The following is a 9,398-nucleotide window of genomic DNA, read 5'->3' as shown; positions in this document are numbered from 1 at the left end:
TCGGCGGAGGCCAGTCGGGTCAGCACAGCCGGGATGGGAGAAGATGCAACAGCAGGCACGGCTCTCTCACAGATCATGGGCTTCGACAACCACATGATCACCACCGAGAGCCGTGCCTGCCTGCACCAACACGACTTTGCCGGAACCCTGGCCCCCAGGGCGGGTGGGATCTGCGCTAGGGCGTCCAGGTCGGTTTGTCGACACCCGGCAGCCGCGTCCCGAAGTCCCAGTGCGGCTCGGCGCCCGGCAGCCCGCCGGCCATCCGGACCCGCGTCAGCCGCCCGTAGCCGCTGTCCGCTTCCTCCAGCAGGTCGCCGAACTCCACGTCGGCCGCAGCAGGATCCTTGCGGCCCAGGGAATCCAGCCACCGGCCCGTGCCGGCCAGCGACAGCCGCGCCCGCCAGGTGCCGCCGTCGGTGACCTGCCGCCGCAGCGCCGTCAGCACCGCCGCCGCCGTGAGCCAGCCCGTGGCGTGGTCCAGCGCCTGGACCGGCAGCGGTGCCGGAGGGTCGCCGAAAGCCAGGCCGCTCGACATCTGGACCAGGCTGTCGAACCCGCGCCGGCGGGCCCACGGGCCCTCCCAGCCGTACGCGCTCAGGTCCGCGATCACCAAGCCGGGCCGCAACGAAGCGAGTTCCCCGGGCCCGAACCCGATGCGCGCCAACGCCCCCGGGCGGAACGACTGCACCAGCACGTCGGCCCGGCTGATCAGCTTCTTCAGCCGCGCGCGGCCGCCCTCGGTGTCCAGTGCCACGAACGTCGAGCGCTTGCCCTGGTTCGTGTCGCGGACCAAGGCTTCGACCCGCGGCAGGTGCGCCGCCCCGACGTGCAGGACGTCGGCGCCGTGCGCCGCCAGCACCCGGCCGGCCACCGGCCCGGCGAGGACGTGCGTCAGCTCCAGCACCCGGATGCCGCCCAGCGGCCGGTCCGAGTAGAACAACGTCCGCTTCGGCGCCGCGTCCACCGGCTCCAGCGAAACCAGCGGCAGCGACGCCACCGCCTCCCCTTGCGGATGCGCCGCCCAGTCCTCGGGCGAGCGCAGTTCGGCGGCCGCTCCCCCGGCGGTGACGACCGCGTGCTCGACCTCCCGCGCGCTCCGGCCGGCGACCGCCTTCTCGACGGCGGCCCGCGTCCCGGGCACGCCGAGGCCCCAGCACACCGCCGCTTCGTGCCGCGGGTAGTTGCAGTGCAGGCGCACCCAGCCGTCGGCCGCCCGGTAGTCGCCCGACAGCGGTGCCCACACCGGCTCCGCGCCGACGCCGTCCACCCGCAGCAGCTGCTCGCTCCGGAACGCCGCCGCCGCGTGGCGGGTGTCCGCCGTGACCACGCCGGGCTCGATGCCACGCACCCGGAGCATCTCGCCGGCCGCCAGCGTCGCCGCCGCGATCGAGGCCGTGGCGGCCGCCGCCACCCGGTACCGGCCGGGCAGGACGTCCTCGGTGCCGGTCAGTTCGAAGGGCCCCGGCGAAGACTCCGTGAGGGTGTTCCAGACACCCTCGGCAATCTCGCGCACTACGGAAGAGCCGCGACGAGCTCGGCGGGCGGCACGCGGGTGCCGGTGTAGAACGGGATCTCCTCGCGCACGTGCAGCCGCGCCTCGGTGCCGCGCAGGTGGCGCATCAGGTCGACGATCCGGTGCAGCTCGTCGGCCTCGAAGGCGAGGATCCACTCGTAGTCGCCCAGCGCGAACGACGCGACGGTGTTCGCGCGCACGTCCGGGTAGTCGCGGGCTTCCTTGCCGTGGTCGGCGAGCATCTTGCGGCGCTCGGCGTCCGGCAGCAGGTACCACTCGTAGGACCGCACGAACGGGTACACGCAGACGTACTTGCGCGCCTCTTCCCCGGCCAGGAACGCCGGGATGTGGCTCTTGTTGAACTCGGCGGGCCGGTGCAGCGCGGTCTGGCTCCAGACCGGCGTCGACGCGCGGCCCAGCGGCGTCCGGCGGAACCCGGCGTAGGCGGCCTGGACCTGCTCGATCTCCTCGGCGTGCCACCAGATCATGAAGTCGGCGTCGGCGCGCAGCGCGGACAGGTCGTAGACACCCCGCACGGTGACGCCCTTGGCCTCCAGGCCGTCGAGGTACTCGGCGGTCTCCCGGCCGGCGGTCCCGCGGTCTTCGCCCAGCCTGCCCGGCTCGATCCGGAAGACCGACCAGGTGGTGTAGCGGATGGTGTCGTTGAGCTCGTTGTAGTTGACCCGCGCCATGGGTCCATCCTGTCACCGCGGCGGACGCGCTGCCGCCACGGGTCAGGTGAGAGCGATGAGGCTTGTTCTGCCGTCGCCCGGCGCAAGGTAACTGTTCTCCGGCGACCTGCGGGTTCGTCGCGCCGAGCTAACCAGAACAAGCCTCACTCACGCGGTCAGATGCGCCGCGATCCGCTGCGCCGCCGCCTCCGCCGTCGCGACGCAGGCCGGCAGCCCGACCCCGTGCAGGGTCGCCCCGGCGACCGCCAGACCAGGCACCTGGGCGACGGCCTTCTCGATCCGCTCGACGCGGTCGAGGTGGCCGGTGCCGTACTGCGGCAGCCCGCCACCCCACCGCGTCACCAGGGTCTCGATCGGCGCCGCCGTGATGCCGGTCAGCCGGGCGAGGTCGTCGCGGACCACCCGGACCAGCTCGACGTCGTCGAACTGCAGCGCGCCCGGCTCGCCGAACCGGCCGACCGAGCCGCGGACCAGCACCGGGCCGGTGCCGTAGTGCGCCCACTTGCGCGAAGAGAACGTGAACGCCTTCGACGCGTACGGCACGCCCGAAGCGTCCCGCTCGCCCTGGCCGATCAGGATTCCCGACGCCTCGGGCAGCGTGGTGCCGGGCGGCAGCGCCAGCGCGACCACCGCCATCGACGCCAGCTCGACCTCGCCGAAGGCCGCCGAAGCGGCCGGGACGACGTCGGCGAGCAGGCGGCGGGCCGACGGCGCGGGCACGGCGAGGACCACCGCGTCGGCTTCGGCCGTGTTGCCCGCCGGTGCGTGCGCGGTCGGTGCCGCGCCGATGCGCAGCCGCCAGCCGGTGTCGTACCGCTCGATTTCGCACACCGGCAGGCCGGTCCGCAGCTCGGCGCCGGACAGCTCGGTCAGCCGGTCGATCACCGCGCCCAGGCCGCCCGGCACGCTGCCGAACACCGGCGCCGTCGACGGGTTCGCCGGCAGCTGGGCGGCGGCCGCCGCGGTCAGCGAGCCCGCGCCCGCCGCCAGCGCGGTGGCCAGGCCGGGCATGGTGGCGCGCAGGCCGAGACCGTCGGCCCCGCCCGCGTAGACGCCGCCGAGCAGCGGGTCGACCAGCCGGTCGACCAGTTCGTCGCCGAAGCGCTCGCGCAGCAGGGCCCCCAGCGGCACGTCCCCGCCCGGCAGCCGCAGCTCGGGCAGCGACGGCTCGGCCTCGACGGCCTGCCGCCCCGCCTCGGACAGCACGCCGGCCACCGACTCCGCGGACGCCGGCACGCCCATCACCGTGCCGGGCGGCAGGCCGGTGACGGCGCCGCCCGCGTGGATCTTCGCGCGGGCCTTCGTGGGGTGCACGACTTCGAGCTCCAGCTCGCGGACCAGGCCGAGCATCTCGGGACGGCGGACGAGGAACGCCTCGGCGCCGACGTCGTAGGGCACGCCGGCGAGTTCGGCGGTGCGCAGCTTCCCGCCCGGCGCCGTCGTCTTTTCGAAGACGGTGATCTCGGCTTCGCGACCGAGCAGCCGCCGCAGCCGGTAGGCCGCGGTCAGCCCGGAGATGCCACCGCCGACGACTGCGACGCGCTTCACAGCTCGTGCACCAGCGCGACGACGCGCGTCAGCACGTCGGGGTCGACGCCGGGCAGCACGCCGTGGCCGAGGTTGAAGATGTGGCCGTCGGCCGCCTTGCCTTCTTCGACGATGCGGCGGACCTCGGCTTCGAGGACCGGCCAGGAGGCGTGCAGCAGCGCCGGGTCGAGGTTGCCCTGCACGATGGCGCGGCCACCCAGGCGCCGGACCGCTTCGTCGAGGGGGATCCGCCAGTCGACGCCGACGACGTCGGCGCCCGCGTCGCGCATCGCGGCCAGGAGCTCGCCGGTGCCGACGCCGAAGTGGATCCGCGGCACGCCGTAGTCCGCGACGCCCGCGAGGACCTTCGCCGAGTGCGGCAGGACGAACTCGCGGTAGTCCCGCTCGGACAGCGCGCCGGCCCAGGAGTCGAACAGCTGGATCGCGTCGACGCCGGCGTCGAGCTGGGCGCGCAGGAACGTCAGCGCGACGTCGGCCAGCCGCCCGGCCAGCTCGTGCCACACCTCGGGCTCGGAGTGCATGAGCGCCTTGGTGTGCTCGTGGTTGCGGCTCGGGCCGCCCTCGATGAGGTAGCTGGCCAGCGTGAACGGCGCGCCGGCGAAGCCGATCAGCGGCGTCTCGCCGAGCCGCTCGACCAGCAGCCTGACGCCGTCCGCGACCTTCGAGACCTGGTCGGTTTCCAGCTCCGGCAGCGCTTTCACTCCCGTGCGGTCGCGCACCGGCGTCGCGACCACCGGCCCGGTGCCGGGCACGATGTCGATGTCGAGCCCGGCGGCCTTGAGCGGCACCACGATGTCGCTGTAGAGGATGGCCGCGTCGACGCCGTGGCGGCGGACCGGCTGCAGCGTGATCTCGGCGAGCATCTCCGGGTCGAAGCAGGAGTCGAGCATCGGCACGCCCTCGCGCAGCGCGCGGTACTCGGGCAGCGAGCGGCCGGCCTGGCGCATGAACCAGACGGGCGTGCGGGCCGGGCGTTCGCCGCGCGCGGCGGCCAGGAGCGGGGCTTCGGGCAGCTCGCGACGGGCGGCCGGAGCGGCCGGGCGCGGCAGGGGCGTGGTCTGAGACATCGCCGTCAATCGTGCCACGAGCCCGGGCGGGCCGTTCTCTCGGCGCGCCTGCGCCCGCAACGGGCCGTGCCCGCCCTAAAGTCGAAGCGTGACCGCGATGACGCCAGTGCCCGAGCTCTTCCGCGAAGCAGTCGCGGCGCTGCAGTCCGTCCGGCCCCGCCGGGAGGTGCTGCTGGAGCCGATGCGCGCGCCGCAGCGGCTCGCGCCGTGGTCGTACGCGGTCAGCTGCGAGGTGTCCGGGCCGGCGGACGTGCTGGCGTCGGGACGGCTGGTGCTGCTGCACGACCCGGATGGGCAGGACGGCTGGGACGGTGTGCTGCGCCTTGTCATGTACGTGCGCGCGGAGCTGGACCGCGAGCTGGCGACGGACCCGTTCCTGCCGGCGGTCGGCTGGTCGTGGCTGACCGACGCGCTGGAGGTGTCCGGGGCGAGCTGGAAGGCCCTCGGCGGCACGGTGACGGAGACGTCGTCGGCCCGCTTCGGCGACATCTCCGGGCCCGCCCGCACCGACGACCTGGAGCTGCGGGCGTCGTGGACGCCGGCCGACGCCGGGCTGCTGCCCCACGGGCAGGCCTTCTGCCAGGTGATGGCGAGCGTCGTGGGCCTGCCGCCGGTGGGCGTGACCCTCTTCGGCCAGCGCCAGGGCTCCTGAACCACGCCCGGCGGCGGCTGTCCGGGCGATCTTCGGCAACGAATCGGCAACGGCCACGCGCGAACGGGTGCCGCGAGAGCCTCGCTTGTGCGGATGTGAGCAAAATTCACATCTACTGAACGCTGTTCACCCCGGCATGACCCCCTGAGACGCCACCGGACGCCGAGAACAACCCCGCCGGCCATCCGGGACCCCGAGGCCCCGCCGCCGTCTCCGAGGCCGTTTCACGTCTCCTCGTTCGTGACTCCCCGCGGTCACGCACCGCAACAAGATCAAATCGGGCACCCGGCCGCCGCCGGCACCCCGCGACGGACACGGACAGTCACGGATCCCAGCCTCGACAAGCGCCCGCGAAGCCTCGCGGCAGAGTTGATCATGCCCCGGCCGGGGCCACATTCCGCGGACTGGGGGGGCCCATCCGGCCCCTCGTCACTAGGCGCACCGGAAGCTGCACGGCCCATCTGCACGGCCATTTGGACGCCGGTAACCACTGTGCATCGTGTTCGCTGGGCTATCCGTTAGCAACCGGCCGTGTACTAGCCCGATCGTGTTACTCCGAACCCACTGAGTGACTGTTCGTTTGAGATAGATACCCATTCGATCCCCCCGCAACGGCCTCAGGACGGCTACAGTGCCTTCGACGACACCACTTTCGGTCTAAAGCTGGCGCGGCTGAACGGCCGAAGGTCCCGGTGCCGGTCGGGGGGCACGACCGACTCCAGGGAGGTAGTGACGTGGCTACCGTCGGCTTATCTCAGGCCGTCCGATCCACGCCAGCCGGCGCGTTGCCGGCGAGCATGGTTCCGCACCCGCGGGAAGAGCTGTTTTCCGTGTTGGTGGTCGATGACCACCCGCTGTTGAGGGAGGCAATCGCAGCAAGACTCGCACAGATGGGTGCGGGCACCGTCCACGAAGCCGCCACGGTGGCCGAGGCGAGGGCGCGAGCACAGGCCACCGGGCCTTGTGACCTGGCGATCCTCGATCTCGGACTGCCGGACGGCAGCGGCATCGAGCTGGTTACGGAACTCCGTAGCCACGGCTGGCCGCGCGTGGTGGTCCTCGCATCCTCGGACGACCCGTACGCGGTCCGCTCGGCCTTCCAGGCCGGGGCCCAGGCGTACCTGCTGAAGTCCGCGTCGCCGGTCGTGGTGACCGACGGCGTGCGGCGTGTGCTCGAGGGCGGCGTTTACGCCGACCCGAGCGTGGCTCCGGTGCTGGCCACCGGGACCCGCGTCGCGGGCACCGACAACACCCCGCGCGAGCTGTCCGCTCGTGAGGTGGAGGTGCTCCAGCTGGTCGCCGACGGGCAGTCCAACAAGGAGATCGGCGAGGAGCTTTCGCTCTCCGCCCTCACCGTCAAGTCCCACCTGTCCCGGATCGGGCGCAAGCTCGGCACGGGCGACCGGGCGCAGATGGTGGCGCTGGCCATGCGAGCCGGCGTCATCCGCTGACGAAAGCACACCTCCCTGCGGGGCGGGCGGACCAGGCGCGGTACGCCCGTCCCGTAGGGTCGTCAACCATGGGAAGCACAGAGGCCGAGGACACCGGGATGGAGATCGAGTCCACGGGCGGCCCTGTGCTGCTACGCGAACCCGCCGAGGGCACGCCCCCGGTGATCACCGACCCCGCCGCGCTGGCCGAGGCCTGCGCGAAGCTCGCCGCGGGCTCGGGCGCGGTCGCCGTCGACACCGAACGCGCGTCCGGCTACCGCTACTGGCCCAAGGCCTACCTCGTGCAGCTGCGCCGCGAAGGTGCCGGCACGGTGCTGATCGACCCGATCGCGCTGGACGGCGACCTCGAGCCGCTGCGCGAAGTCCTGAACAACCTGGAGTGGGTGCTGCACGCCGCCTCCCAGGACCTCCCTTGTCTCGCCGAGCTGGGCCTGCGCCCGGCGGCGCTGTTCGACACCGAGCTGGCCGGCCGGCTGGCGGGCTACGAGCGCGTCGCGCTGGGCACGCTGGTCGAGCTGCTGCTGGGGTACACCCTCGAGAAGGGGCACAGCGCGGCCGACTGGTCGAAGCGGCCGCTGCCGGTCGACTGGCTCAACTACGCCGCCCTCGACGTCGAGCTGCTCGTCCAGCTGCGCGAAAAGCTGGAGGCGGAGCTGGGCGCCCAGGGCAAGCTGGAGTGGGCGCGGCAGGAGTTCGAGTTCGTGCGGACGGCCCCGCCGCCGCCCCCGCGCGCCGAGCCGTGGCGCCGGACGTCCGGCGTGCACAAGATCCGCAGTCCCCGAGGGCTGGCGGCGGTCCGCGAGCTGTGGCAGGCCCGCGACGAGCTGGCCCGCAAGCGCGACCGCGCACCGAGCCGCATCCTCCCGGACAGCGCGATCGTCAACGCGGTGACGGCCGACCCGAAGACGGTCGAGGAGCTGCAGGCGCTCCCGGTGTTCAGCGGCCGCGTCCAGCGCAAGTACACGGCGAGCTGGCTGCGCCACCTGCAGGCGGCGCGGGCGTTGCCGGCTTCGGAGCTCCCGTCGCCGTCCCAGCCGACGGACGGCCCTCCCCCGGTGAACCGCTGGGCGGACAAGGACCCGGACGCGGCGGCCCGCTTGTCGGCGGCACGGACGGCGTTGGCGGCGATCGCGGAGGACCGCCGGCTACCGGTGGAGAACCTGCTGCTGCCGGACCTGGTCCGCCGGACGTGCTGGCGGCCACCGGCGGAGACGGACGAGGACTCGGTGGCGGAGGTCCTGCGGGCCGGCGGGGCCCGGCCGTGGCAGGTCGAGCTGACCGTGGCGGTGCTGAGCAAGGCTTTACAGACCACGGCTTCCTGACGGTCGCGGGCCGGCCCCCCGATTCCAGCCTATCGAGAGCTGCCGACGAAATGCCGGGCAAGACCGCAGCTCAGGTCGAGTTGTGCACATCCCGGGCGAGCTGTGGACTACGCGCGGGGAGGAACAGCTTGGCGGTGTTCGGTTGCGCGGGCTGCGGTGCGGTCCTGACGGCAGCGGTGTCGGAGGTGGCGCCACCGGTTCACTTGGCCGATACCCACTGGGAGAAGCTGCACCCGCCGCTGCTGGAGGCCGGGTCCTTCGCCATCGACCCCGCGCCCTACGGGCCGCCGTGGCGGCAGTTCGACGAGGTCGGGGCACACGAGGCGGCGAAGCTCGGGCGCTTCGCGCCGTTCGGCGCCCTGTCCGGCGGCCCCACGGACACCATCCTGCTCGCCCCCGGCGACGTGCACGGCACCCGGCTGATCGTCGAGCGGGCCGCGGGCTATTGCCGGGGGATCGACGGGCGGGACGGGCCGAATCTTGCCTGCCTGGGCTGTGATCTGCCGGTCGGAACGAGGATGGACGACTGCGGGTGCTGGCAGGTCGTCCGGCTCGTCCCGCAGGCGGTGGTGCGGCTGCCCGGCCCGCCGGAGCAGCCGATCCTGGCCTGGGCGGAGCTACTGGCCACCGGGGCACTGGGGCACCGGCTGAGCGCTTTCCGGGACATCCCGGCGGGCGTGGCTCTCGCCCACGTGGTGGTGGCTGCCGGGGGCGCGCCGGTCGAGGTGGCGCCCGGACCGGTCGCCGAGCTCCTCGGCCGGTCACTCGGTGCGCTGCTGCCCGCCGGGAAAGGCGCGAAGCGGCTCGACCTGGCGGGCCCGGAGTTCGGCGAGCCGGCCGCCGACCTGGTGCTGGTGCCGATTCATCCGCAGACCGGAGACATGTGGCAGCCGCGCGCCGGGGCGGTGCCGGTACCGATGGATGCCGCGCTCTGGGCCGAGCTCGCGTCCCCACCACACCGGACCCGGCTGCCGGTGGTCGGCGGGCTGCCGGCGGGCGTGGAGCGGGACGACCCGCTGCCACCGCACCCGCTCAACCCGTTCCAGCCGTCCAAGCAGGCGTTCCGGTACACGCTCTCCCGGCTGCCCGCCGTCAGGGAACCATGGCTGCGGGCGATCTACGACCGCGGATACTGACGCGGCAGAGACCCGCC

8 protein-coding genes are annotated in these 9,398 nt (G+C 73.5%); 4 read left to right on the top strand and 4 right to left on the bottom strand.

The window, feature by feature from the left end; translation table 11 throughout:
- Nucleotides 1–175: 175 nt before the first annotated feature.
- From I4Q55_RS27510 to hemE, 4 genes are all read right to left on the bottom strand, one after another.
- The gene (locus I4Q55_RS27510; protein WP_206791622.1) at nt 176–1,513 is read right to left on the bottom strand and encodes a CoA transferase; all 1,338 of its coding nucleotides are present in this window, start codon (nt 1,511–1,513) and stop codon (nt 176–178) included.
- On the bottom strand, nt 1,513–2,205 hold the full coding sequence (gene hemQ / locus I4Q55_RS27505) for a hydrogen peroxide-dependent heme synthase (protein ID WP_206791621.1): 693 nt from the start codon (nt 2,203–2,205) through the stop codon (nt 1,513–1,515). The genes I4Q55_RS27510 and hemQ overlap by 1 nt, the downstream gene beginning before the upstream one ends.
- 147 nt (nt 2,206–2,352) lie before the next feature.
- On the bottom strand, nt 2,353–3,753 hold the full coding sequence (gene hemG, locus I4Q55_RS27500; RefSeq protein WP_206791620.1) for a protoporphyrinogen oxidase: 1,401 nt from the start codon (nt 3,751–3,753) through the stop codon (nt 2,353–2,355).
- Complete coding sequence (gene hemE / locus I4Q55_RS27495) at nt 3,750–4,820, bottom strand: uroporphyrinogen decarboxylase (protein WP_206791619.1); 1,071 nt, start codon at nt 4,818–4,820, stop codon at nt 3,750–3,752. Before hemE ends, hemG begins: the two co-directional genes overlap by 4 nt.
- 88 nt (nt 4,821–4,908) lie before the next feature.
- On the opposite strand from hemE, the gene I4Q55_RS27490 reads away from it, so the two are divergent.
- The 4 genes from I4Q55_RS27490 (at nt 4,909) to I4Q55_RS27475 (ending at nt 9,381) form a co-directional block, all read left to right on the top strand.
- Nucleotides 4,909–5,472, top strand: a complete 564-nt coding sequence (locus I4Q55_RS27490; protein ID WP_206791618.1) for a DUF3000 domain-containing protein — start codon at nt 4,909–4,911, stop codon at nt 5,470–5,472.
- A 734-nt stretch (nt 5,473–6,206) separates the two neighbouring features.
- Nucleotides 6,207–6,923 (top strand): response regulator transcription factor, encoded by a 717-nt coding sequence (locus tag I4Q55_RS27485; protein WP_033291604.1) that lies wholly within the window; start codon nt 6,207–6,209, stop codon nt 6,921–6,923.
- 98 nt (nt 6,924–7,021) lie between these two features.
- Complete coding sequence (locus I4Q55_RS27480; RefSeq protein ID WP_206791643.1) at nt 7,022–8,245, top strand: ribonuclease D; 1,224 nt, start codon at nt 7,022–7,024, stop codon at nt 8,243–8,245.
- Nucleotides 8,246–8,430: 185 nt separating this feature from the next.
- A complete protein-coding gene (locus I4Q55_RS27475; RefSeq protein ID WP_307793319.1) occupies nt 8,431–9,381 on the top strand; it encodes a hypothetical protein in 951 nt (316 codons plus the stop codon).
- Nucleotides 9,382–9,398 lie beyond the last annotated feature (17 nt).

Origin of the sequence: Amycolatopsis sp. MtRt-6 (assembly GCF_017308975.1) — a bacterium.
Classification (GTDB): Bacteria; Actinomycetota; Actinomycetes; order Mycobacteriales; family Pseudonocardiaceae; genus Amycolatopsis.
Note: the sequence above shows the minus strand (reverse complement) of the source record. Positions and strands in the feature narration are given on the sequence as shown.

What these genes read in the sequence shown, in the direction of transcription:
- I4Q55_RS27480 (WP_206791643.1), top strand. Translation starts at nt 7,022, where the DNA reads ATGGAGATCGAGTCCACGGGCGGCCCTGTGCTGCTACGCGAACCCGCC.
- hemE (WP_206791619.1), bottom strand. Translation starts at nt 4,820, where the DNA reads ATGTCTCAGACCACGCCCCTGCCGCGCCCGGCCGCTCCGGCCGCCCGT.
- hemQ (WP_206791621.1), bottom strand. Translation starts at nt 2,205, where the DNA reads ATGGCGCGGGTCAACTACAACGAGCTCAACGACACCATCCGCTACACC.